Origin of the sequence: Bradyrhizobium sp. SZCCHNS1050, assembly GCF_032484785.1 — a bacterium.
GTDB lineage: Bacteria > Pseudomonadota > Alphaproteobacteria > Rhizobiales > Xanthobacteraceae > Bradyrhizobium.
The window spans coordinates 1,185,920-1,209,264 of the sequence record NZ_JAUETR010000001.1 but is presented as its reverse complement, the minus strand read 5'-3'; the positions used below and the strand labels follow the sequence as shown (position 1 = coordinate 1,209,264).

Here is a 23,345-nt window from a genome sequence, read left to right as displayed (position 1 = left end):
GCGCCGCCGCTCCGATGTGGCCGGATCATGGCGATTTCTTTACGAACGCGGCGAATGCGTCGGCGTAGTCGGCATGCCAGCGCGACAGCGGCGGCCGGTTCTCGACGATGTCGCCGGCCGCCCACAGGATGCGCCGCTCGTCCAGCGCGCGCGGCACGTCGTTGTCAGGGCACAGCACGTAGAAGTCGCCGGCCGCGACGCGCTCCAGCATGAAGTCGACCGTCTGCTCCGGCGTCCAGGCGGCGGCCGGCTTCTCGACGCGGCCATTCGCCGTCAGCGGCGTGAACACGAAGCCCGGAATGAACAGATGCGCCGTCACCTGGCAGCCGGGCGTGTTGCGCAGCTCGTGCTGCAGCGCCTCGGTGAACGCCTTCACGCCGGCCTTCGAGACGTTGTAGGCGGGATCGCCGGGCGGCGTGGTGATGCCCTGCTTGGAGCCGGTATTGATGATCAGCGCCGGCTTGCTCTGCGCGATCATGTTGGCTGCGAACACCTGCGCGCCGTGGATGATGCCCCACAGATTGACGTCGAGGATGCGCTGCCAATTGTCGTCGGCAAGCATCTTGCTGCCCGGCTGGATGCCGGCATTGTTCATCAGCACGTCGATCGCGCCGAAGCGCTGCCGCACCGCCGTTTCGAGCGCGACCACGCTGTCCCGGTGGCTCACATCGACCGTGGCGGTCATGACCGCAGCCTCGCCACGCTTGGCCGCAGCCGCAAGCCTGGCGGCGGCGTCGCGCAGCCGGGCCTCGTCGACATCGGCGATGCAGACGTTCATGCCGCGCTCTGCGAAGCGCGTGGCGGCGGCGAGCCCGATGCCGGAGGCGCCTCCGGTGACGACGGCGGTGTGGTCGGCGGACAAGGCAGGGTGAGACACGGCAGGTTCTCCGGCATGACGACGAGATGCTGGTGTATGACGTCTTGGCGCGGCCGCAAGATCATCCGGCTGACGGCAAGACGGTTTTTTGCGGCTGCAACGCGAGGCGCATCAGTCCGGTCGCGGATGCATCGCGTCGGCTGGAACCGGCTTACGACGCGGCCCTGGCCCCGCGGGTCTTCCTTGGCTTCTCGATGTCGCTGCGCAGCGCGGCGAGATCCTTCCTCACGGCGTCAGCTGCGTCACGCTCGATGCGCCGGTAACGTTCGACCAACTGCGTGCCGAACGCCGTCAGCGCCGCGCCACCGCCATTGCGGCCGCCGGTCTGGCGCGCCACCGCCGGCTGCCGGCACACCCGGTTGATCTCGTCGACGAGGTCCCAGGCCCGCTTGTAGGACATGTCCATCGCGCGCCCGGCCGCAGAGATCGAGCCGTGTCGCGCGATGTTCTCCAGCAGCGCGATCTTGCCCGGCCCGATCCGGCCGCCGTCATCGAGATCGATGCGCAGGCTGAGCGAGGGCAGGGCGTTCGCTTTCGGCATGGAGGGTCTGCTCGTACTGACGTGGGGCGGACATTGCCACCATCATGTTTTGCGAACAAGATGATCCAAATCGACAATCGCAACGACATCTGGGGACGAAATGCTGCCTGCGCTGTTTTCACCACTCACGATCGGTCCTTATCGCCTCAAGCACCGCGTCGTGATGGCGCCGTTGACCCGCATGCGCGCCGCAAGGGAGACGCTCGCGCCGCGGCCGCTCAACGTCGAGTATTATGCGCAGCGCGCGACGCCGGGCGGCCTGATCATCGCCGAGGCCTCGCCGGTGCTGCCGACCGGCACCGGCAGCCCGAACGTGCCGGGCATCTACAGCGCGGTGCAGATCGCCGGCTGGAAGCAGGTCGTCGACGCCGTGCATGCCAAGGGCGGATTCATCTTCCTGCAGCTCTGGCACGTCGGCCGCGTCTCGCACTCCTCGTTCCAGCCCGGCGGCGTGCTGCCGGTGGCGCCGTCGGCGATCGCGATCGGCGACGATCTCAAGGCGATGACGGCGGAGGGCAAAGGCGCAGCTTACGAGACGCCGCGTGCGCTCGACACCGACGAGATCCCCGCGCTTGTCGCCGCCTATGGCCAAGCCGCGCGCAATGCGATGGCCGCCGGCTTCGACGGCGTCGAGGTGCACGGTGCGAACGGTTACCTGATCGAGCAGTTCCTGCAGACCCGCAGCAACCAGCGCACCGACCGCTACGGCGGCGCAATCGCGAACCGCTGCCGCTTCCTGCTCGAGGTGACCGAGGCCGTGATCGCCGCCTGCGGCGCCGACAAGGTCGGCGTGCGGCTGTCGCCCTATGGCATCGCCAATGGCTCCGGCGAGGCCGAGCCGATGCCGCTCTATACCTACGCGATCGAGGCGCTCAACAAGCTCGGCATCGCCTATCTGCATCTGATCGAGCCGCGCTCCTCCGGCGCCGGCCGCGCCGACGTCAACTGGCAGAACGTGCCGTCGGCCATCGCTCTGTTCCGGCCGGTGTGGAAGGGCGTCCTGATCGGCGCCGGCGGCTTCACGGGCGAGCCGGCCGACGCCGCGATCCGGGCCGGCCTCGCCGACGCCATCGCCTTCGGCCGCACCTTCATCTCCAACCCGGACCTGCCCGCCCGGCTGCAGCACGGCTGGCCGCTGACGCCCTATCACCGCCCGACCTTCTACGGCGGCGAGGAGAAGGGCTACACGGACTATCCGGTGTATCAGGAGATGGCGAAGGTGTAGTCCGCGCTCTCTCCACCGTCATTGCGAGGAGCGCAGCGACGAAGCAATCCAGAGTCGCGTACGCCGCCCTGGATTGCTTCGCTTCGCTCGCAATGACGGAGAGAGAGCTCGCCCGCATACTGAGGCCGCGTTGCTCGGAGGAAACCTGAATGAAGAACCGCATCACCGGACGCTCGGCCTTCCTCACGCTGCTCAAGGACGAGGGCATCACTCATCTGTTCGGCAATCCCGGCACCACCGAATTACCGATCATGCATGCGCTGAAGGATCATCCCGATCTCACCTACGTCATGGCGATGCAGGAGAGCCTGGTGGTGGCGATCGCCGACGGCTTCAGTCGCGCCTCGGGACGCCTCGTCGCCTGCAACGTCCACGTCGCGCCGGGTCTCGGCAACGCCATGGGCGCGCTCTACAATGCGCAGTTCACCGGGACGCCGATGATCCTCACCGCCGGCCAGCAGGAGCAGGGCCACGGCCTGATGGAGCCATTGCTCTACGGCCCGCTGGTGCGGATGGCCGAGCCGCTGGTGAAATGGGCGGTCGAGGTGACGAGGCTGGAGGACCTGCCGCGCATCATCAGGCGCGCCGCCAAGGTGGCGACCACGCCGCCGACCGGTCCCGTCTTCATCTCGCTGCCCGGCGATATCCTCAATGCCGAAGCCGGCATCGAGCTCGGCCGTTCCACCCGGGTCGATGCGCGCGTGTTGCCGGCCGCGGACGCTTTGCAGGGGCTGGCGCAGCGCATTCTCAAGGCGCAGCGGCCGGTGGTCATCACCGGCGACGAGGTCGTCAAGAGCGATGCGCTGCGGGAGGCGGCCGAGTTCGCGTCGGCGATCGGCGCTCCCGTGCATCAGCAGTCCGCGCCCTATGGCGCGCATTTTCTGTCCGAGCATCCCTGCTACATCGGCTCATTGTCGCGCGCGCAGCAGCAGGTCCGCGACCTGCTCGCGCCACACGATCTTCTCATCGTGCTCGGCGCCGATCCCTTGCGGATGTCCGTGCACAGCGAGATCGAGCCGCTGCCCGAGGGCTTGCCGATCGTGCAGATCGGCCTCGTCGATTGGGAGCTGGGAAAGAATTTCGGTGCCGAGATCGCGCTGAAGGCCGACGTTCGCGAGACGCTGCTTCAGCTCACGCCGCTCTTGCGCGAGCTCGGCGGCGCGGCCCTGCAGGCGCGTGCGCAGGAGCGCGTGGCCGAATTGTCCTCGAAGAACTGGAGCGCGCGGCGGCGCAAGCTGGCCGCGCAGATCGAAGCGGCGCGCGAGCGGACGCCGATCGATCCGGACTACCTGGCGCTGCAGGTCGCCGAGGCCATGCCGGAGCACGGCATCATGGTCGACGAGGGCCTGACCTCGGCGCGCTACATGACGGCGCTGTGGCCGTATCGCGACCGCTACAACTATCACGCGCTCGCCTCGGGGGGCATCGGCTGGGGCCTGCCGGCCTCGGTCGGCGTCAGCCTCGCCAATCCCGATCGCCCCGTGGTCTGCTACTCCGGTGACGGCAGCGCGATGTATTCGATCCAGGCGCTGTGGACCGCGGCGCATCACAAGCTGCCGCTGTCGGTCGTCATCGTCAACAATGGCGGCTACCGCATCATCAAGCAGCGGCTGCTGTCGTTCCACGGTGACGACAACTATATCGGCATGGATTTTGTCGATCCGCAGGTGGATTTTGCCGGGCTCGCCCGCTCGCTCGGCTGCGAGGCAATGCGCATCAGCGATCCCCGTGAATTGCAGCCGACGCTCTCGGCGGCGTTCCGCCGCCCCGGCGCCAAGCTGATCGAGGTGATGGTCAGCAACGCGGTGAACTGAGCGTTACTCCCGTCGCGCGGGGAATGCCGGACGTCCGGCCGAACCTTTGGTGACTGCCGCCTGCTTTTCTTCTGCAGGCGAGCCATGGGTGAGGCCTTCGCCGGGCATCCCCGCGCCCTCCGCCTTGCGAAGGCACCGCACCGGCAAACCTCGGACGCTCCTGGCGCCGCGAGAACGGAAGCGCGCATCCCGACACACGCCCATCATCGATCTCTGCGACAAGTTCCGAAATCCGAGACTTGCTTGATGTCAGCATTGAATTCAAACCCAGCCCCTTCCGCTCGTCGCGCGATCCCGATATGACGCCGCCTTCGTTGTGACTGGAAAAGCGCCATGACCAGGATTGATGCAATCGCCCGTGCCCGTCAGAGCCTGACGAGCGGTGACTTCTTGGCCGAGCTCGGCCGCCGGGTCGCCTATCGCACCGAGAGCCTCAATCCCGAGCGCAAGGACGACCTCGCGGCGTATCTGACCAACGAGCTGACGCCGTCCTTTGCAGCGCTCGGCTTTTCCTCCGAGATCGTGCCCTCGCCGAGCGGCAAGTCGCCGTTCCTGATCGCGACCTACCACGAGAGCGACAGCGCCCCGACGATGCTCAGCTATGGCCACGGCGACACCGTCGACGGCATGGCCGGCGAATGGCGCGACGGCCGCGATCCCTGGGCGGTGACGCCAGCGGGCAATCGTCTCTATGGCCGCGGCACCGCCGACAACAAGGGCCAGCACAGCATCAACATGGCGGCGCTGCGCGCGGTGCGCGAGGCCCGCGGCGGCAAGCTCGGCTTCAATGCCAAGTTCATCATGGAGATGGGCGAGGAGATCGGCTCGCCCGATCTCGCCAGGGTGGCCGATCTGCATCGCGACGCCTTGAAGGCCGACGTCTTCATCGGCTCGGACGGCCCGCGGCTGTCGACCGCACGCCCCACCATCTTTCTCGGCTGCCGTGGCGGCATCCGGTTGCATCTCGACGTCAACCTGCGCGAGGGCGGCAACCATTCCGGCAATTGGGGCGGCGTGCTCGCCAATCCCGCGACCATCCTTGCCAATGCCATTTCCACGCTGGTCGACGGCCATGGCCGTATCAAGCTCGATACCTTGAAGCCGCCGCGCCTCACCAATGCCATCCGCGCCATCCTCGCCGACGTGAAGGTGGAGCCGACCGCCGACGAGCCGGCGCTGTCGGACCATTGGGGCGAGGAGGGGCTGACGCCGGCGGAGCGGCTCTATGCCTGGAATACGCTCGAGGTGCTCGCGATCTCCTCCGGCAATATCGACAAGCCGGCGAATGCGATCCCCGGCCGCGCCCGCGCCGTGCTGCAGCTGCGCTTCGTGGTCGGCACCAAGGTCGACAGCATCGTGGAGGACGTGAGGAGCCATCTCGTCGCGCACGGCTTCCCGATGGTCGAGGTCAGCATGACGCAAGGCTTCGCGGCCTCGCGCGCCGACATCGACAGCCCCTGGATCAAATGGGCCGCGGAGTCCATCCGGATGAGCACCGGCAAGGCGCCCGCGGTGCTGCCGAACTTCGGCGGCTCGCTGCCCAATGACGTGTTTGCCGACGTGTTGAAGATGCCGACCATGTGGGTGCCGCATTCCTACCCGGGCTGCTCGCAGCACGCGCCGGATGAGCACATCCTGCTGGATGTCACGGACGAGGCGCTCGGCCTGATGGCCGGGCTGTTCTGGGATCTTGGTGAATTGCGGAAGCCGCTGTGAGCCGAGAAGGAGGCATGAGCACACATCGCCTGGCGTCTGGTGAGGAGCGCGCGCCGGCCAGGAAGACGGAAGGCGGGCTTGCTGGGCGCGGCGCGTCTCGAACCATGAGGTCCGTGTGCCGTGCGGTTGCATTGCCGCGTGCGGGAACCCGCCTGCAACTTTCGTCTGGTCGCGGGGCCTGCGAGCCCCTCGTAGTTTACCATCCCGACGTTCGGCGCTGCCGTTTCAGCCCGGACGTCTTGTCGAAGGGGACGCGGGACAGGCAATTTGTCGCAATCGTCCGAGGACGTCCCGCCGCGGGGCGGTCTATGGTGCCCGCGCTCGTCCGGCCGGAGATCGTCCGGGGACGGGGGCCATTTTGAGTTCGCTGTGGTTTATGCAAGCATCCGGCGATCAGCCGGATTGAGGAGATCAGTTATGAAGCAGCTTCGCCTATTCGGTCTTGCCGTCGCCGCCGCGCTCTGCGCCGGCCAGGTGCAGGCCGAGGACCTGACGGGGACCCTGAAGAACATCAAGGAGACCGGCACCATTACGCTCGGCGTCCGCGACTCCTCGATCCCGTTCTCCTATCTCGACGACAATCAGAAGCCGATCGGCTTTGCCATCGACATCTGCATGGGCATCGTCGATGCCGTGAAGAAGGAGCTCAAGCTCGACAAGCTCGATGTGAAGCTCAACCCGGTGACGTCGTCGACCCGCATCCCGCTGCTCGCCAACGGCACCATCGATCTGGAATGCGGCTCGACCACCAACAATGCCGAGCGCCAGAAGCAGATCTCCTTCACCAACACCCACTTCCTGACGGCGAGCCGCTACGTCTCGAAGAAGGCGAGCAAGATCAACTCGATCGACGATCTGAAGGGGAAATCGGTCGTGTCGACCGCCGGCACCACCAACATCAAGCAGTTGACCGAGGCCAATGCCGCGCGCAACCTCGGCATCAACATCATCCCGGCCAAGGATCATGCCGAGGCCTTCCTGATGGTGGAGACCGATCGCGCCGTCGCCTTCGTGATGGACGACATTCTTCTGGCGAGCCTCGTCGCCGGCTCCAAGGATCCGGCCGCCTATGTCGTCTCCAAGGACGCGTTCTCGAAGCCCGAGCCCTACGGCATCATGCTGCGCAAGGACGATCCGCAGTTCAAGAAGGTGGTCGATGCGGCGACCGCCAAGATCTACACCAGCGGCGAGGGCGCCAAGCTGTATGACAAGTGGTTCATGCAGAAGATCCCGCCGAAGGGCCTGAACCTCAACACCCCGCTGTCGGCCGAGCTGAAGGCCGAGTTCGCCAAGCCGTCGGACTCGCCGGATCCGGATTCGTACAAGCCGTAACGTGAGGCCGCAGCTCTCGCGCCGAATTCGATGTGCCCTCCTCCCCCTTGCGGGGAGGGGGCGGGGGTGGGGGTCTCAGGAAAGACTGCCCGTGTGGACCCCCGACCCCGACCCTCCCCCGCAAGGGGGGAGGGAGCGCAGCGAGTTTTTGGCAAAGACTGTGTAATGCGACTTGCGAGCTAATTCCCTCTCAGGATGTCCCCGTGAACTACACCTGGAACTGGCACATCTTCCTGGAGCCGAACCCGACCGGGGCCGGCACCTATTTCGACATGCTGCTGGCGGGGCTGAAGGTCACCATCGTGACCTCGCTGTCGGCCTGGGTGATCGCGCTGATCTGCGGCACGATCGTCGGCATCCTGCGCAGCTTGCCGTCCAAGCTGGCGACCTGGATCGCCTTCGCCTATGTCGAGTTCTTCCGCAACATGCCGCTTTTGGTGCAGCTGTTCCTGTGGTTCTTCGTGCTGCCGGAGCTGTTGCCGCCCACGATCGGCCTGTGGCTGAAGCAGATGCCCAATGCGCCATTCTATACGGCGGCCGTCGGCATCGGCCTGTTCATGTCGGCGCGTGTCGCCGTGCAATTGGCGGCCGGCATCGGCTCGCTGCCGCGCGGCCAGAAGCTGGCGGCGACCGCGCTCGGCCTCACCACCTTGCAGGCCTACCGCTACGTGCTGCTGCCGATGGCTTTCCGCATCATCCTGCCGCCGCTGACGTCCGAATTTCTCAACACGGTCAAGAACAGCGCCGTCGCAATCACGATCGGTCTGATCGAACTGACGGGCGCTGCGCGCGCCATGCAGGAATTCTCGTTCCAGGTGTTCGAGGCCTTCAGCGCCGCCACCTTGATGTATCTCGTCATCAACGTCATCGTCGTGATCGGCATGCGGCTCCTGGAGCGCGCGGTGGCGGTCCCTGGCTACATCACGGGCAAATGAGATGCTGGCCAATTTCGATTTCGACGTCATCCGCCGCTCGCTGAGCTATCTTTTCATCGACGGCATGACCTTCACGCTGACCTTGACGGCGCTGTCGGCGACGGGCGGTCTTGTGTTCGGCACCCTGATCGCGCTGATGCGGCTGTCCGGCTATCGGGTGATGGGCTTTATCGCCGGGCTCTATGTCGACTTCATGCGCTCGCTGCCGCTGGTTCTGGTGATCTTCTGGTTCTACTTCCTGGTGCCCTATATCGGGCAGTGGATCACCGGCTCGTCGCGGCCGATCAAGGTCGGCGCGTTCGCGTCCTCCCTGATCACCTTCATCCTGTTCGAGGCGGCCTATTTCTCCGAGATCATGCGCGCCGGCATCCAGTCGATCTCGCGCGGCCAGCCGGCCGCGGCCTCGGCGCTCGGCCTGACCTATGCGCAGACCATGCGCTACGTCGTGTTGCCGCAGGCGTTCCGCAACATGCTGCCGGTGCTGCTGACCCAGACCATCGTGCTGTTCCAGGACACGTCGCTGGTCTACGTGCTCTCGATTCCGGACTTCCTCGGCGCTGCTTCGAAAGTCGCCCAGCGCGACGGCCGCCTGGTCGAGATGTACCTGTTCGCGGCCCTGGTCTACTTCACCATCTCCTGTGTCGCGTCCTACGGCGTCCGCCGCCTGCAGTCGCGCATCTCCATCATCAGATAGTCGGCTCCCATGATCGAAATCAGCCACGTCAACAAATGGTACAGCCCGAGCTTCCAGGTGCTGAAGGACTGCACGACCTCGGTCGCCAAGGGCGAGGTGGTGGTGGTCTGCGGCCCCTCCGGCTCCGGCAAGTCGACCCTGATCAAATGCGTCAACGCGCTGGAGCCGTTCCAAGACGGCGTGATCACGATCGACGGCCTCAAGGTCAATGATTCCAAGACCAACCTGCCGAAGCTGCGCTCGCGGGTCGGCATGGTGTTCCAGCACTTCGAGCTGTTTCCGCATCTCAAGATCATCGACAACCTCTGCCTCGCCCAGCAGAAGGTGCTGGGTCGTGGCCATGAGGAAGCGACCGCGAAGGGCATGAAGCTCCTGGATCGCGTCGGTCTCAAGGAGCAGGCGCAGAAGTTTCCGGCGCAGCTCTCCGGCGGCCAGCAGCAGCGCGTGGCGATCGCACGTGCGCTCGCCATGGATCCGATCGCGATGCTGTTCGACGAGCCGACTTCGGCGCTCGATCCGGAGATGATCAGCGAGGTGCTCGATGTCATGGTTGATCTCGCCCGCGAGGGCATGACCATGATGGTCGTGACCCACGAGATGGGCTTCGCCAGGAAGGTCGCGCACCGCGTCATCTTCATGGACCGCGGCGAGATCGTCGAGGACGCCAAGAAGGAGGATTTCTTCGGCCAGCCGCGCAGCGAGCGGGCGCAGCAGTTCTTGTCGAAGATCCTGTCGCATTAGTTGCGTCCGTCATTCCGAGGCGCCCGCAGGGCGAACCCGGAATCTCGAGATTCCGGGTTCGATGCTGCGCATCGCCCCGGAATGACGGCGAGAGTAACAATTGGTGTACGCAGATGGCTTTGCGTGCGCAGATGAGAATGGAGACACGTCCTTGGACCCGATCGCTTACGTCAACGGCGCCTTCGTGCCCCTGTCCGAGGCCAAGGTCTCGGTCCTCGATCGCGGCTTCCTGTTTGCCGACGGCATCTACGAAGTGGCGGCGGTGCTCGATGGCAAGCTGGTCGACAGTGCCCCGCATCTTGCCCGCCTGGAGCGTTCGGTCGGCGAGATCGGGCTGGCGCTGCCGGAGAGCCTGGCGCGAATCGAGGCGCTACAGAAGGAGCTGGTCGCGCGCAACCGGCTCGACCAGGGCATGGTCTATCTGCAGGTGACGCGCGGTGCCGACAAGGGCCGCGACTTCCCGTTTCCCAAGGGCGACGTCAAGCCGACCTTGGTGATGTTCGTCACCGCCAAGGACATCATCAATGCGCCCTCGGCGAAGACGGGAATTGGCGTCATCACCGTGCCCGACATCCGCTGGGCGCGCCGCGACATCAAGAGCGTGGCGCTGCTGGCGCAGGTGCTCGCGAAGCAGGCGGCCGCCGCGGCCGGGGCCGGCGAGGCGTGGATGGTCGAGGACGGTCATGTCACCGAGGGCGGCTCGTCCTCGGCCTTCATCCTGACCAAGGACGACGTCATCGTGACGCGGCCGAACTCGAACGCGATCCTGCCGGGCTGCACCCGCAAGGCCGTGGTGAAGCTCGCCGAGGAGCGCCAGCTCAAGGTCGAGGAGCGGCTGTTCACGGTGGAGGAGGCGCTCGCGGCGAAGGAAGCCTTCATCACCAGCGCGAGCTCGTTCGTGCAGCCGGTGGTCACGATCGACGGCAAGCCCGTCGGCGACGGCAAGCCGGGACCGGTGGCGGCGCGGCTGCGCGAGATCTATGTCGATTTTGCGCGCGCCACGGCGGTGTAGTTGGAGGAGACGATAGAGCAAGTGCAGCATCGAAACCCGTTTGCATTGTCCGGCGCTTTGCTATCGTGGCGACGAACGAAACAGAAATCAGGGAGGAGTTTCGATGCGGTATCGCTTGAGAGGGCTCGCGGCCGGACTATTGATTGCGGGCGCAGGCATGACGGGAGCGGCATTGGCCGATGACGGCTGGGTGACCCTGGTCGACTCCACGACCAAGGCCGACTTCACCGAGGTCGGCAAGGCCAATTGGGAGATGAAGGACGGCGCGCTGTCGGCCGACAAGCTCGATGGCAAGGATCCATCGTATCTGGTGACCAAGGAGAGCTACAAGGACTTCCAGATCAAGGCCGAGTTCTGGGTCGATGACGCCGCCAACAGCGGCATCTTCATCCGCTGCGACCAGTCGGCGAAGATCGACTCCAACATCTGCTACGAGGTCAACATCTTCGACAAGCGGCCCGATCCGAAATACGGCACCGGCGCGATCGTCGACGTGTCCAAGGTCGATCCGATGCCGAAGGCCGGCGGCAAGTGGAATACCTATGAGATCACCGCCAAGGGTACGCGGCTGACCGTGATCCTCAACGGCGAGAAAACCGCCGATGTCGACGACAGCAAGCACGCGGCGGGACCGATCGCCCTGCAGTACGGCTCGGGCGTCGTGAAGTTCAGGAAGGTGCAGATCAAGCCGCTGTAGCGGCCGTGCATTCCGGGCAGCGGCGCTGGCCGCGGCTCGCGCGGTACAGGCTCTTGCAGTACCAGCGGCGCGCCATCATCTGCAGGGGATGGCGGGCCAACCGGGCCAGCGTCACCAGTTCGAGCATGGCGGGCATTGCAGCCTCCTTGACATCCTTCCGACTTTTGCGAGATGGGGCGGCACTTCGTTTGCGGAAGTGCCGCCGCAGTCGCATCAGCCATGCAGCTTCTTTGCGGTCTCGGCGATGACGCGGCCCTGATAGCGCGCCCCCGCCAGCTCGTTCGCGCTCGGCTGCCGGCTGCCGTCACCGCCGGTGATGGTGGTGGCGCCATAGGGCGAGCCGCCGGTGACCTCGTCGAGCTTCATCTGGCCGGCGAAGCCGTAGTTGAGGCCGACGATGGTCATGCCGAAATGCAAGAGGTTGGTGATGATCGAGAACAGCGTGACCTCCTGGCCGCCGTGCTGGGTCGCGGTCGAGGTGAAGGCGCCGCCGACCTTGCCGTGGAGCGCGCCCTTGGCCCACAGGCCGCCGGCCTGATCGAGGAAGTTGGCCATCTGCGAGGCCATGCGGCCGAAGCGGGTGCCGGTACCGACGATGATCGCGTCGTAGTCGGCGAGCTCCTCGACCTTTGCTATCGGAGCGGCCTGGTCGAGCTTGTAGTGGGAGGCCTTGGCGACGTCGGCCGGCACCAGTTCGGGCACGCGCTTGACGTCGACGGTGGCGCCGGTCTCGCGGGCGCCTTCGGCCACCGCGTTGGCCATCGCTTCGATGTGGCCGTATGCGGAGTAGTAGAGAACGAGAACCTTGGTCATGGCAGTCTCCGTGGGGACGAGGATGATCGGGGAGAGCGTCCCGGCCGGATGCCCGGCCGGGATCGCGTGAGAGGTCAGGCGACGTCGACGAGCACCAGCTCGGAATCTTCGAGCGCGGTGATCTTGAGCGTGGCCTCGTCGCGGATGGCGGCGCCGTCACGGGCGTTGACTCGGACGCCGTTCACTTCGACGCTGCCGGCTGCGGGCACCAGATAGATGTGGCGGGCCTTGTCGGCGCTGTACTCGGCGGTCTCGCCGGCCTTCAGCGTGGTGCCGAGTACGCGCGCCTTGGCACGGATCGGCAACGCGTCGCCGTCATCTGCGAAGCCGCTCGCCAGTGTGACAAGCTTGCCGGAACGGTCGGACTTCGGGAACGGCTTGGCACCCCAGGTCGGTTGGCCGCCATCGGTGGTCGGCTCGATCCAGATCTGGAAGATCCGCGTCGTGGTCGGCTCCAGATTGTACTCGGAGTGGCGGATGCCGCTGCCCGCACTCATCACCTGGACGTCGCCGGCCTCGGTGCGGCCCTTGTTGCCGAGGCTGTCCTGATGGGTGATCGCCCCCTCGCGGACATAGGTGATGATCTCCATGTTCCGGTGCGGATGCGCCGGGAAGCCGGTGTTCGGCGCGATCTCGTCATCGTTCCAGACGCGCAGGGCGCCGTGGCCCATGTTGCTGGGGTCGTAGTAGCTCGCGAACGAGAAATGGTGCTTTGCCTTCAGCCAGCCGTGGTCGGCGCCGCCCAGCGCCGCAAAGGGCTTCAATTCGATCATGGGTCTGCTCCTGTGGTTGAAACGGCCGGCCGGGGCCGCCGTGCTGTTGGGCATTGGAATAAGGGAGCGACCGGGGTATAGAAATAGAAACTATTGAAACCTATTGTTTCCAAAAACGAGATTTGAGGGCGATGGCGCGACTTCCGGATTTCGAGGCGATGGCGATCTTCGCCAAGGTCGTCGAGCTGCGCTCCTTCGCCGGCGCCGCGCAGGAGCTGGGCCTCTCCAAGGCCTCCGTCTCCAAGGCGGTGAGCCGGCTGGAGGAGCGTCTGGGTACGCGGCTGTTCAACCGCACCTCGCGGCGCTTGGCGCTGACAGACGCCGGCCAGCGCCTGTCCGAGCGTGCCGCGCAGCTGCTCGCCGATGGCGAGGCTGCCGAGACCGAGGCGCTCGCGCAGTCGCTGACGCCGCGCGGCCTGGTGCGCTTCGCGGTGCCGATGACGTTCGGCGTCAAGAAGATCGCGCCGCTGCTGCCGGCGTTCCTAGAGCAATATCCGGAGGTCTCGATCGACCTCCACATGAGCGACGCCACCGTCGATCTGATCGGCGAAGGGTTCGACCTCGCGCTGCGGATCGCGCGGCTTCCGGACTCGTCGCTGGTCGCGCGCCGCCTTTGCCCCATGCCGCGCTACACGGTGGCGGCGCCGTCCTATCTGAAGCGCCACGGACGGCCGACGCATCCGATGCATCTCGCCGAGCACAAATGCTTCGGCTACGCCTATCTCTCCACCGCCGGCGTCTGGCACTACACCAATGCGGCCGGCGAGCAGGCCAGCGTACGGCCGGCGGGACAGCTGCGCGTCAACAATGGCGAGGCGCTGTTGCCGGCGGTGCTCGCCGGGCTCGGCATCGCGGACCTGCCGGATTTCATCGTTGGCGACGCGATCGCGTCAGGCGAGGTCGAGGTGGTGCTGAAGGGCTGGAGCCAGCCCGAAGGCGCAATGCATCTGGTGATGCCGCCCGGCGGCCCGCGCCCCGCGCGGGTCGAGGTGCTGACGGAGTTTCTGGTGAAGGAACTCGCGAAGGGGAAGAAGCGATGATCGCGGCCGCCGATCCCAGCCGATCAGGACTGCACCTCGCACACATCGACCCATGCGGCTCCCGTCAGCTCGGCCAAGCGATCCGGCGTGATCTTCACCGCGCTGTGGGTCGAGCCCGCGGCGGGCACCACGATGTCGAAGGCCTTCAGCGAGACGTCGCAATACACCGGTAGCGGCGACTTCAAGCCGAACGGGCAGACGCCGCCGACCTCGTGTCCGGTGATGTCGGCGACCTCGTCGAGGCCGAGCATCTTCGGCTTGCCGCCGAACAGTGCCTTCACCTTCTTGTTGTCCATGCGCGCGTGGCCTGCGGCGACGATCAGGATGACGCGCTCGCCGACGCGCAACGACAGCGTCTTGGCGATGCGGGCCGGCTCCACGCCATAGGCTTCCGCCGCGAGCGCCACGGTTGCGGAGCTCTGGCTGGAGACGAGAACGTCGATGTCGGGGGCTTTTTCGGCGAAGAAGGCGCGGACGGATTCAAGGCTCATGCGTGTTGACGATCTCAGGCAATTCGGAAAGCGCAGCAATACGATGATCGGGCGCAAAACCCAACTCGTCCATCTGGGTCCGCAGCGCCTTGAACATCGTGAGCGGGGACACGAGATCGGTCTCGATGCAGGCCGCCGCCATGGCTTCGGGAGTGACGCGCTCGATCCAGGCAACGTTGAGGCCGAAGGCCTTGGCGCCGCAGACGTCCCAGGGATTGGAGGACACGAACAGCACCTCGTCGGGCGCAAGCCCGAGTGTCTCCTCGATCAGCGCATAGGCTTGCGAGCTCGGCTTGAAGATCTTGTGGGCATCGACGCTGATGACGGCATCGAGCAGCGTGTCGAAGGCGCTGGCTTTCACCAGGCCGTCGAGCATCGCTGGGCTGCCGTTGGAGAGGATCGCGAGCCGGCGGTCCTTCATCGCGGCGAGCGCGGCACGTGCATCAGGGTAGGGATCGAGATCGAGATATTTGGCGATGATGCGATCGCGTGTGATCGCATCCGCCTGCAGGCCGAGAACGCGCAGCGTATAGAGCAGCGACTCGCGGGTAACGACCGAAAAATCCTCGTAGCGCTGCATCAGCGAGCGCAGCCAGGTGTATTCGAGCTGCTTGATGCGCCAGATCTGGGTGATGATGTCGCCGTGGCCGGGAAAGGCCTGCTCGGTGACCGCCGCTACTGACTGGATGTCGTACAGCGTGCCATAGGCATCGAAGACCACGGCTTTGAAGGGCACGGCGCTCACCTCATCGAGAGAGGCAGGCGCGATGGCCGATGGCCACCGCGCCCGCGGATGATAGCACGATCCTCGACGATACGAGCCGTCGGACGGCCTCAGATCCCGAGCAGCCTGCGCGCGTTGGCCTTCAACACTTTCGGCCGGATCTCCTCGCGGATGTCGAGCTTGGCGAAATCGGCGAGCCAGCGGTCGGGCGTGATCACCGGCCAGTCGGAGCCGAACAGCATCTTGTCCTGCAGGATCGAGTTGATGTAGCGCACCAGGATCGGCGGGAAGTACTTTGGCGACCAGCCGGAGAGGTCGATGTACACGTTCGGCTTGTGGGTCGCGACCGACAGCGCCTCCTCCTGCCAGGGGAAGGAGGGGTGGGCGAGAATGATCTTGAGGTCGGGGAAGTCGGCCGCGACGTCGTCCATGTACATCGGGTTCGAGTACTTCAGCCGCATCCCCATGCCGCCCGGCATGCCCGAGCCGACGCCGGTCTGGCCGGTGTGGAACAGCGCGATCGCGCCGCCGTCGTTGATCGCCTCATACAGCGGATAGGCCAGCCGGTCGTTGGCGTAGAAGCCCTGCATGGTTGGGTGGAACTTGAAGCCGCGGACGCCATACTCCTCGATCAGCTTGCGCGCCTCGCGGACGCCGAGCTTGCCCTTGTGCGGATCGATGCTGACGAAGGGGATCAGCACATCGAGATGGTCGGAGGCGACCTCGAGCATCTCGTAATTGTTGTAGCGGCGGAAGCCGGTCTCGCGCTCGGCGTCGACCGGGAAGATCACGGCGGCGATGTTCTTGGAGCGGTAATAGGCCGCCGTCTCCGGCACCGTCGGCGGGTGCTTGTGCGGCGACTTGAAGTAGTCGGCCATCTGGGCCTGGAAATCGTCGTAGCCGTCATCCGCATGCATGCCGCAGGGCTCCTCGGCATGGGTGTGGATGTCGATGGCGACGACGTCGTCGATCTTGGGCAGAGCGAGCTTGGGCATGGGCGTTCCCGGCGGTTGGTTCTTGGCTTTGGAAAATTGATTATAGGATATAACAAATTTGGCAATCGCCAAGTTGGATCGAGGGGCCCGTCGCCGGCCGGTCCTGTTGAAGCCGGGGCCCGCCATGATTGACATCCGGCGGGCTGGTGGTTAGAAACCGGCCAATCCGGGCGACCTGGTCGCTTGCGGAACTCCCTTTGTATTTGCCACTTCCGGCCTGTCCAACACGGCCTTTCAACGTATCAGGATGTCCCATGAAGGTCCGTAACTCGCTGAAGTCGCTGCGTGGCCGCCATCGCGCCAACCGTCTGGTCCGCCGCAAGGGCCGCGTCTATGTGATCAACAAGGTCCAGCGCCGCTTCAAGGCGCGCCAGGGCTGATCCCGTAGATCTCCCCTCGAGAAGAGGGGCCTTCTCACAGGTCTTTGAGGCGCGTGCTGCTTTGCAGGACGCGCCGACTGCGTTTAGACTTGGGGCATGGCCAAGCGATCCTTGCGGGCGATTCTTCTCGCCGTTGTCGTCATTTCCATACCGCACCTTGCGCAAGCGCAGGGCGAGCCGCGCGCGACGCCCAAGCCGAAGCCGCCCGAGGCGCCCGCCAAGCTGCCCAAGGTCGGCGCCGACAAGACCAAGGGCCTCGATTTCCTGTTCGGTGCCCTGAAGGCGGCGCCCGACGAGATCAGCGCCAAGCACGTCGAGGCGCGGATCTGGGCGATCTGGCTGCAGACCCCCAGTGACACCGTCGCCCTGCTGATGGCGCGGTCCAAGGCGGCGATGGACGCGAAGCAGAACGAGGTTGCGCTCAAGCTGCTCGATTCGGTCATCAAGCTCCGGCCCGACTACGTCGAGGCCTGGAACCGTCGCGCGACGATCTATTACCTCCAGAACGATTACGGTCGCTCGCTTGCCGACATCCAGCAGGTCCTGCTGCGTGAGCCGCGGCACTTCGGCGCGCTCGCGGGTCTCGGCATGATCATGCAGGACCTCGGCGAGGAGAAGCGGGCCCTGGACGCGTTCCGCAAGGCGCTCGAGGTCAATCCGCACCTGGACAAGGTGCCGGAGCTGGTCAAGACGCTGACCGAAAAGGTCGAAGGCCGCGACATCTAGCCTTGACGGTCGATTAACCATGTCAGGACGGCCGTCCTTGCCGGCCGATCTGCGCCATCCCACCTGCCGTTGATCGGAGGGCATCCGGCGAGGAGGTGGCGCAATGAGGCGTGCAGTGCTGACGGCAGCGCTCATCGGAATGACGGCGACGGCCGCCTGGGCCGAGGATCCGGATGTGTTCTGGGTGGTCGGCAACCGCGCCACCAATCGCTGCGAGATCGTGACCAGCAATCCGATCGTCACCCCCACCATGGGCGACATCTGGTTCGCGTCCGGGCCGTTCAAGTCGAAAGACGACGCCAAGCTGGCGCGATCGACGATCAACGCGTGCCCGAACAAGGACATCACGTCCGAGGACTGATCGGCGCAATCCGGCCCGGTCAGCCGACTCAGTGAAAGGCGGTGCTGCGGCGGTCCGGCATGCCGTACTGCGCGGCTGCGGCATACAGCTGCGCGATCTCGGCCTCGAGATGCTCGTTGACCAGCAGCAGGGCCTTCAGCGCGCCGCGGAGATCGCCATTGCAACTTGCGACGATCTCGTCGATCGCAGCCTCGCTCGAACGAAAACTCATCGGTAACCCCCTCCCAAAACACCAAACAAAACGCAGGGCCGGTCATCGTGTTCAAACGACGCAATGATCTGACCGCAAGTAATTCACGGCCATCAGCCGATTGCGAGGAAATGTCCCGACCATGGTTATAAAATGGCCGACGACGCCATGATGACAGGATTGGCTTGACGGGACGTGGAATTGCGCGCTTTCCCGCGCAACCGCCTTCGTTCTGCTCCGTATCTGTCAGCGTGACACGTAGAAAAATATCAATGATTTCAATCACTATTGCGGTGGTCCTCGGTGGGCTCGCGCTGGCCACGCGGGCCGGTATTGCCATCGTCGAAAAGCGCTATCCGCAGCAGGGGCAGGCGATCCCGGTCGCTGGTGCGACCATCAATCTTGTGGATATCGGGCCGCGCAACGCGTCTGGACCGCCGCTCCTGCTGCTCCATGGGGCGAGCTCGAACCTCGAAGCCATGCGCCGCCCGCTGGGTGATCTCCTGGCGCAGCGCCACCGGGTGCTCCTGGCCGACCGTCCCGGCCACGGCTGGAGCCCGCGCGCGCGGCCCGAGGATTCCACGCCCGCGGCCCAGGCCCGGATGCTGGACGAGGTGCTGGCGCGGCTCGGCGTCGGCCAGGTCGTCCTGGTGGTGCATTCCTGGAGCGGCGCGCTCGGCCTGCGCATGGCGCTCGACTTCCCCGACCGGGTTGCGGGCCTCGTGATGCTGGCGCCGGTCGCCTATCCCTGGCGGGGCGGGGTCGGGCGCTACAACGAGGCCGTCACGACGCCGGTGGTCGGGCCGTTGCTGGCGCACACGATCACGCTGCCGCTCGGCCTGGCGCTGATGGCGCCCGGCGCCCGCGGCGTGTTTGCGCCGCAGGCGATGCCGGACGATTTCGTCGACCGGACCGCGACGCCGCTGCTGCTGCGCCCGCGCGAGTTCATGGCCAATGCCCGCGATCTCGTCACCCTGAAGCAGGCGGTGATCGAGCAGGCGCCGCGCTATGGCGAGATCAAGGTCCCGGTCACGATCGTGGCGGGCGGGGCCGACCGGACGGTCTATACCGACATCCATTCCCGCCCGCTCGCGCGGGTCGTGCCGCAGAGCCGCCTGATCGTGCTGCCCGACCTCGGGCACATGGTCCAGAACGCCGTGCCGGAGCTGGTGGCCGGCGAGGTCGACCGGATCGTCGCCGCGGTGACCCCGGCCGACGCCCTGGCGCCGTGATGTGAAAAAGCCCCGGCGGTCCGCCGGGGCTTTGCAGTCGAGGTGACGTGTCGGCCGGCGGCCGCTTACTGCTTCTGCTTGCCGTCCTTGTCGAACGACGAAACATAGGCCCAGAGGTTGTTGATCTCGGTCTCGTTCTTGATGCCGGCGAAGGTCATCTTGGTGCCGGGGATCTTGGCCTTCGGGTCCTTGATGTATTCCTTGAAGACCGCCTCGTTCCAGGTGATGCCCGAGTTCTTGTTGGCTTCCGAATAGTTGTAGTCCGGCGCGCTGCCCGACTTGCGGCCGTCGAGGCCGTTGAGTTCCGGGCCGACCTTGTTCTTCGCGCCCTCGCCGATCGCGTGGCAGGGCAGGCACTTGTTGAAGGACGTCTTGCCGGCGGCCGCATCCTGCGCCAGCGCGGCAGACGCCAGCGACGACGAGGCGAGGATGACGAGCGCGCTCAAAGTCATTTTCTTCATGGATCAGGCTCTGTGGGTTACGAGACGGGTTTGCGCGCAGGTTGTGGCATGGCCTCAGGCGAGGCACAAGCGGGGATGCGCTGAGGCAAATCAGCATATTGGCTGAGCTTGTTGCTCTGCCGCAAACTTCGATGCGGATCCGCTGCCTATCCAAACGGTTTCCGTTGTGATTGATAGGTCCGGGCAAAATCGAGGCCGGAGGAACGCGATGGCGATCATGATGCCGGAAGCTGATCGGGCGGTGCTGGCGCGCCGTGGCGAGATCGTTGCTGCACTGCGTGCGATCGTGCCGGGCGAAGGCGTCATCGACAGCGCCGCCGAGATGCTGCCTTACGAGTCCGACGGGTTGATGGCGTACCGCCAGCCGCCGATGGTCGTGGTGCTGCCGGAGACCACCGCGCAGGTCTCGCGGGTCCTGAAGTATTGCCACGAGCAGGGCATCAAGGTGGTTCCGCGCGGCTCGGGCACCTCGCTGTCCGGCGGCGCGCTGCCGCTGGCCGACGGCGTGCTGCTGGGCCTCGGCAAGTTCAAGCGCATCCGCGACATCGACTTCGACAACCGCGTCGTCGTCACCGAGCCAGGGGTCACCAACCTCGCCATCAGCCAGGCGGTGGCGCATGCCGGCTTCTACTATGCGCCGGACCCGTCGTCGCAGATCGCCTGCTCCATCGGCGGCAACGTCGCGGAGAATTCCGGCGGCGTGCATTGCCTGAAATACGGCATGACCACCAACAACGTGCTCGGCTGCGAGTTCGTGCTGATGACCGGCGAGATCCTGCGCATCGGAGGCAAGTGCACCGAGAACGCCGGCTATGACCTGATGGGCCTGATCACCGGCTCGGAGGGCCTGCTCGGCGTGGTCACCGAGGTCACCGTGCGCATCCTGCAGAAGCCGGAGACGGCGCGGGCGCTGATGGTCGGTTTCGCCGAGGTCGAGGCCGCCGGCGAATGCGTCGCGCGCATCATCGGCGCCGGCATCATCCCCGGCGGCATGGAGATGATGGACAAGCCGGCCATTCATGCCGCCGAGGCCTTCGTCCATGCCGGCTATCCGCTCGACGTCGAGGCGCTCCTGATCATCGAGCTCGACGGCCCCGGCGTCGAGGTCGACGAGCTGATCGGCCGCGTCGAGGCGATCGCAAACGGCTGCGGCTCGACCACCTGTCGCATCTCGACCTCGGAGGCCGAGCGCAACCTGTTCTGGGCCGGCCGCAAGGCGGCGTTCCCCGCCGTCGGCCGGATCTCGCCGGACTATCTCTGCATGGACGGCACCATCCCGCGCGGCGCGCTGCCGAAGGCGCTGGCGCGCATCCGCGAGCTCTCGGAGAAGTACCAGCTCGGCTGCGCCAACGTGTTCCATGCCGGCGACGGCAATCTGCATCCGCTGATCCTCTACGATGCCAACAAGCCGGGCGAGATGGAGCGCGCGGAAGCCTTCGGCGCCGACATCCTGCGCTGCTGCGTCGAGCTCGGCGGCGTCCTGACCGGCGAGCACGGCGTCGGCATCGAGAAGCGCGACCTGATGCCGGAGATGTTCACCGAGATCGACCTCAACCAGCAGCAGCGGGTGAAGTGCGCCTTCGACAGCCAGGGCCTGCTCAATCCCGGCAAGGTGTTCCCGACCTTGCACCGCTGCGCCGAGCTTGGGCGCATGCATGTTCACGGCGGCAAGCTGGCATTTCCCGATCTGCCGAGATTCTGAGGCGCGGACGGGAGAGCAGGGCGGCGTCATCCGACGTCTGCCCGATCAACTACGTCTGCTGGATCTGACGCGAACCTCTCTCCCCGCGTCATTCCGGGGCGCCCGCAGGGCGAGCCCGGAATCCATAACCACAGGCCGCTGTGGGGGCACACGGGGCGCTCCATCCCGCTCCAACAACATCCGCCTGTGGCTATGGATTCCGGGCTCATCGCTGCGCGATGCCCCGGAATGACGTGGAGAGAGTCGTCCTCATCGCATCCACCTCCGCTCGCAGACGCACGTCCGCGCTCCCGCGGCGTGCTCCGCCCGAGTGATGCCATCGACATCGCCCTTCGAACCAATCGAGAGGGCGCAGGGAATGCCGGGTGAAGGCCTCACCCATGGCCCGCCTGCGAAAAAAATGCAGGCGGCAGGTACCACAGGTTCAGCCGAACATCCGGCATTCCCTGCGCGGCGGTCTTAACGCTTATACGTGCTCGCCCCGGGGATCGGCGTTCTTGTCCCCGTCGTCGACGCGACGCGTTGAGGCGTCATCGCCGACTTGGCCTCAGCACCGGGAGACCAGGCCCACACGATTTCACGTCCGCATCGCGGTCGTTCGTCGGCATGACCGAAGCCACGCTGCGACCCGACACGGCCACCGCATCCCCACCCCACGTATCGTGACGACCGCGCGTACGCCCCTCTCGGCGAGGTGAGTCGGGCCGAGTATAGCATGATTTCTGTAAAAACGAAATAAGAAATTGCGGCGGCACAGGAAATTTGCGTCGGCTCCAGCTCTAACTCTGCCCGAGCATCGGCGCTCTCAATGATGCAGAAACGGGGCCCCATTAGCACGGTCAACTTACCCATGCCTGCACTAGTAGAATCTCTTGTTCTTTGTTTGTTCTTACTGTAAGTTGATCGCCAATCTTGGGGTTTGAAGTACGGTGCAATGTGTTAGTCGGCCCATAAGCGTTGGCTCTTTAGAATCCCGTTAGTTCGCGACGATTCTGGGCCAGCCGGAGTGACGTTCAGGAGATCAGCAATACTTGTACGGTATGTTGGTTCCGCGCTGCATGAGGAGAGTGCCGATGGCCGAAACACAGATTGAGTGGACCGATGCCACTTGGAATCCCGTCCGCGGCTGTTCGATCATCAGTGCCGGATGCACCAATTGCTATGCTATGGAAATGGCCCGTCGCCTGCAAGCGATGAACGTCGATAAGTATCGCGGTTTGACCCGCAAAAGCGGCAAACGGATCGTCTGGAATGGCGTCGTCCGGGAGGACCGCAGCGCCCTCAAAATTCCGCTGGGCTGGAAGAGGCCCAAGAAAATCTTCGTCAACTCGATGAGCGACCTTTTCCACGATGCCGTAAGCGACGAGTTCATACTCGACGTTTGGTCGGTGATGCGTCAAACGCCCCGGCATCATTACCAAGTCCTGACCAAGCGGCCGGAGCGCATGGCGAAGCTCGTACGCTCGAAACTCACTGATATCCTTCCAAACGTCTGGCTCGGGACAAGCATCGAAAATTCGGAAGCGGTCGCTCGGGCTGATGCTCTTCGTGATGTACCAGCCGCAATTCGGTTCATCTCTTTTGAGCCACTGATCGGTCCCGTCGGCAAGGTCGACCTCACCGGCATACAATGGGCAATAGTCGGCGGCGAAAGTGGTCGCTCGGCTCGGCCAGTACGGGAGGAGTGGATCGACGAGATCTACGAACAATGCTCGGCCTACGATACCGCCTTTTTCTTCAAGCAATGGGGAACGTGGGGCAAGGATAATAAGCGTCGATCCAAAAAGGCCAACGGGCGCGAATATCGCGGAAAGACATGGGATGATATGCCAAGAGGTGTGACGACGAGCGCTTAATCTCGCCGTCAAGCCTC

Annotated in this window: 26 protein-coding genes; 16 read left to right on the top strand and 10 right to left on the bottom strand. The window is 65.2% G+C overall.

Going from position 1 to position 23,345, the window contains the following annotated elements:
• Positions 1-25: 25 nt before the first annotated feature.
• Positions 26-877 carry an SDR family NAD(P)-dependent oxidoreductase gene (locus tag QX094_RS05690; RefSeq protein WP_316171333.1) on the bottom strand — a complete coding sequence of 284 codons (852 nt, stop codon included), beginning with the start codon at positions 875-877 and terminating at the stop codon, positions 26-28.
• A gap of 151 nt (positions 878-1,028) precedes the next feature.
• Positions 1,029-1,418, bottom strand: a complete 390-nt coding sequence (locus QX094_RS05685; RefSeq protein ID WP_316171334.1) for a winged helix-turn-helix domain-containing protein — start codon at positions 1,416-1,418, stop codon at positions 1,029-1,031.
• A gap of 100 nt (positions 1,419-1,518) precedes the next feature.
• Here QX094_RS05685 and QX094_RS05680 point away from each other — a divergent pair, with 100 nt between their 5' ends.
• The 9 genes from QX094_RS05680 (at position 1,519) to QX094_RS05640 (ending at position 11,584) form a co-directional block, all read left to right on the top strand.
• Positions 1,519-2,643 carry an alkene reductase gene (locus QX094_RS05680; RefSeq protein WP_316171335.1) on the top strand — a complete coding sequence of 375 codons (1,125 nt, stop codon included), beginning with the start codon at positions 1,519-1,521 and terminating at the stop codon, positions 2,641-2,643.
• Positions 2,644-2,792: 149 nt separating this feature from the next.
• Complete coding sequence (locus tag QX094_RS05675) at positions 2,793-4,457, top strand: thiamine pyrophosphate-binding protein (RefSeq protein WP_316171336.1); 1,665 nt, start codon at positions 2,793-2,795, stop codon at positions 4,455-4,457.
• A gap of 333 nt (positions 4,458-4,790) precedes the next feature.
• Complete coding sequence (locus tag QX094_RS05670) at positions 4,791-6,173, top strand: M20 family metallopeptidase (RefSeq protein ID WP_316171337.1); 1,383 nt, start codon at positions 4,791-4,793, stop codon at positions 6,171-6,173.
• A gap of 417 nt (positions 6,174-6,590) precedes the next feature.
• Positions 6,591-7,505 carry an amino acid ABC transporter substrate-binding protein gene (locus QX094_RS05665; RefSeq protein ID WP_315753374.1) on the top strand — a complete coding sequence of 305 codons (915 nt, stop codon included), beginning with the start codon at positions 6,591-6,593 and terminating at the stop codon, positions 7,503-7,505.
• A 203-nt stretch (positions 7,506-7,708) separates the two neighbouring features.
• Positions 7,709-8,440 (top strand): amino acid ABC transporter permease, encoded by a 732-nt coding sequence (locus QX094_RS05660; protein WP_315736524.1) that lies wholly within the window; start codon positions 7,709-7,711, stop codon positions 8,438-8,440.
• Position 8,441: 1 nt separating this feature from the next.
• A complete protein-coding gene (locus tag QX094_RS05655) occupies positions 8,442-9,134 on the top strand; it encodes an amino acid ABC transporter permease (RefSeq protein WP_315736525.1) in 693 nt (230 codons plus the stop codon).
• 9 nt (positions 9,135-9,143) lie between these two features.
• Positions 9,144-9,875 carry an amino acid ABC transporter ATP-binding protein gene (locus QX094_RS05650; protein ID WP_315736526.1) on the top strand — a complete coding sequence of 244 codons (732 nt, stop codon included), beginning with the start codon at positions 9,144-9,146 and terminating at the stop codon, positions 9,873-9,875.
• A 151-nt stretch (positions 9,876-10,026) separates the two neighbouring features.
• Entirely contained in the window at positions 10,027-10,887 is an 861-nt protein-coding gene (locus QX094_RS05645; protein ID WP_316171338.1) for a D-amino-acid transaminase, read from the top strand.
• A gap of 103 nt (positions 10,888-10,990) precedes the next feature.
• Positions 10,991-11,584: a DUF1080 domain-containing protein gene (locus QX094_RS05640; RefSeq protein WP_315753381.1), complete on the top strand. Its 594-nt coding sequence runs from the start codon at positions 10,991-10,993 to the stop codon at positions 11,582-11,584.
• On the opposite strand, the gene QX094_RS05635 is transcribed toward QX094_RS05640, so the two are convergent.
• From QX094_RS05635 to QX094_RS05625, 3 genes are all read right to left on the bottom strand, one after another.
• Complete coding sequence (locus tag QX094_RS05635; RefSeq protein WP_315736529.1) at positions 11,571-11,720, bottom strand: hypothetical protein; 150 nt, start codon at positions 11,718-11,720, stop codon at positions 11,571-11,573. The two genes, QX094_RS05640 and QX094_RS05635, sit on opposite strands and share 14 nt — an antisense overlap.
• Positions 11,721-11,797: 77 nt before the next feature.
• Entirely contained in the window at positions 11,798-12,397 is a 600-nt protein-coding gene (gene wrbA, locus QX094_RS05630) for an NAD(P)H:quinone oxidoreductase (RefSeq protein WP_315825412.1), read from the bottom strand.
• 74 nt (positions 12,398-12,471) lie between these two features.
• Positions 12,472-13,170 (bottom strand): pirin family protein, encoded by a 699-nt coding sequence (locus tag QX094_RS05625; RefSeq protein ID WP_316187673.1) that lies wholly within the window; start codon positions 13,168-13,170, stop codon positions 12,472-12,474.
• A gap of 131 nt (positions 13,171-13,301) precedes the next feature.
• Between QX094_RS05625 and QX094_RS05620 the strand changes: the two genes are divergently transcribed.
• Complete coding sequence (locus QX094_RS05620; protein WP_315716640.1) at positions 13,302-14,210, top strand: LysR family transcriptional regulator; 909 nt, start codon at positions 13,302-13,304, stop codon at positions 14,208-14,210.
• Between the two features lie 23 nt (positions 14,211-14,233).
• Here QX094_RS05620 and QX094_RS05615 read toward each other — a convergent pair whose 3' ends face one another.
• The 3 genes from QX094_RS05615 to QX094_RS05605 all read right to left on the bottom strand — a co-directional run bounded on the left by QX094_RS05615 (position 14,234) and on the right by QX094_RS05605 (position 16,420).
• Positions 14,234-14,701 (bottom strand): YbaK/EbsC family protein, encoded by a 468-nt coding sequence (locus QX094_RS05615; protein ID WP_315716641.1) that lies wholly within the window; start codon positions 14,699-14,701, stop codon positions 14,234-14,236.
• Positions 14,691-15,437 (bottom strand): haloacid dehalogenase type II, encoded by a 747-nt coding sequence (locus tag QX094_RS05610; protein ID WP_316171339.1) that lies wholly within the window; start codon positions 15,435-15,437, stop codon positions 14,691-14,693. The genes QX094_RS05615 and QX094_RS05610 overlap by 11 nt, the downstream gene beginning before the upstream one ends.
• A 98-nt stretch (positions 15,438-15,535) precedes the next feature.
• On the bottom strand, positions 15,536-16,420 hold the full coding sequence (locus tag QX094_RS05605; RefSeq protein WP_315716643.1) for an amidohydrolase family protein: 885 nt from the start codon (positions 16,418-16,420) through the stop codon (positions 15,536-15,538).
• Positions 16,421-16,674: 254 nt separating this feature from the next.
• Between QX094_RS05605 and ykgO the strand changes: the two genes are divergently transcribed.
• The 3 genes from ykgO to QX094_RS05590 all read left to right on the top strand — a co-directional run bounded on the left by ykgO (position 16,675) and on the right by QX094_RS05590 (position 17,887).
• The gene (gene ykgO / locus QX094_RS05600; RefSeq protein WP_006611362.1) at positions 16,675-16,800 is read left to right on the top strand and encodes a type B 50S ribosomal protein L36; all 126 of its coding nucleotides are present in this window, start codon (positions 16,675-16,677) and stop codon (positions 16,798-16,800) included.
• 96 nt (positions 16,801-16,896) lie between these two features.
• The gene (locus tag QX094_RS05595) at positions 16,897-17,526 is read left to right on the top strand and encodes a tetratricopeptide repeat protein (RefSeq protein ID WP_316168051.1); all 630 of its coding nucleotides are present in this window, start codon (positions 16,897-16,899) and stop codon (positions 17,524-17,526) included.
• A 103-nt stretch (positions 17,527-17,629) separates the two neighbouring features.
• Positions 17,630-17,887 carry a hypothetical protein gene (locus QX094_RS05590; RefSeq protein ID WP_316171340.1) on the top strand — a complete coding sequence of 86 codons (258 nt, stop codon included), beginning with the start codon at positions 17,630-17,632 and terminating at the stop codon, positions 17,885-17,887.
• A gap of 28 nt (positions 17,888-17,915) precedes the next feature.
• On the opposite strand, the gene QX094_RS05585 is transcribed toward QX094_RS05590, so the two are convergent.
• Positions 17,916-18,098, bottom strand: coding sequence for a hypothetical protein (locus QX094_RS05585; protein WP_315716646.1), 183 nt, complete (start codon positions 18,096-18,098; stop codon positions 17,916-17,918).
• A gap of 251 nt (positions 18,099-18,349) precedes the next feature.
• Between QX094_RS05585 and QX094_RS05580 the strand changes: the two genes are divergently transcribed.
• Positions 18,350-19,309 (top strand): alpha/beta hydrolase, encoded by a 960-nt coding sequence (locus tag QX094_RS05580; protein WP_316187672.1) that lies wholly within the window; start codon positions 18,350-18,352, stop codon positions 19,307-19,309.
• A 65-nt stretch (positions 19,310-19,374) separates the two neighbouring features.
• Here QX094_RS05580 and cycA read toward each other — a convergent pair whose 3' ends face one another.
• Positions 19,375-19,770 (bottom strand): cytochrome c-550 CycA, encoded by a 396-nt coding sequence (gene cycA / locus QX094_RS05575; RefSeq protein WP_316171341.1) that lies wholly within the window; start codon positions 19,768-19,770, stop codon positions 19,375-19,377.
• A gap of 208 nt (positions 19,771-19,978) precedes the next feature.
• Between cycA and QX094_RS05570 the strand changes: the two genes are divergently transcribed.
• Together QX094_RS05570 and QX094_RS05565 are read left to right on the top strand one after the other, a co-directional pair.
• Positions 19,979-21,472, top strand: a complete 1,494-nt coding sequence (locus QX094_RS05570; RefSeq protein ID WP_316171342.1) for an FAD-linked oxidase C-terminal domain-containing protein — start codon at positions 19,979-19,981, stop codon at positions 21,470-21,472.
• A gap of 1,073 nt (positions 21,473-22,545) precedes the next feature.
• Complete coding sequence (locus QX094_RS05565; protein ID WP_316171343.1) at positions 22,546-23,328, top strand: phage Gp37/Gp68 family protein; 783 nt, start codon at positions 22,546-22,548, stop codon at positions 23,326-23,328.
• Positions 23,329-23,345: the final 17 nt, after the last annotated feature.